General features: G+C 34.7%; 1 protein-coding gene. It reads right to left on the reverse strand.

Translation table 11 applies throughout. The features are described from left to right. Positions 1 to 222: DDE-type integrase/transposase/recombinase (locus CD172_RS12025; RefSeq protein WP_142384441.1), on the reverse strand; the 222-nt coding region annotated here is incomplete at both ends.

Consider the following 222-nt stretch of genomic DNA (forward strand, 5'->3'; position numbering starts at 1 on the left):
CTTTAATCACTTTGGACATTGCCACCTTCGTTGAAGGGGCTTGGTCTGTAATTATCATTTGAGGTTTGCCAAATTGTTTAATAAGACGTTTAATAAACATATATGCTGAGTGATTATCTCGTTGCTTACGTAACGAAATATCTAGTGTATGGCCATCTGCATCAATAGCGCGATATAAATAATTCCATTGCCCTTTAATTTTGATATACGTCTCATCTATAT

The organism is Staphylococcus agnetis, assembly GCF_002901865.1.
In the GTDB taxonomy this organism is placed as follows: Bacteria; Bacillota; Bacilli; order Staphylococcales; family Staphylococcaceae; genus Staphylococcus; species Staphylococcus agnetis.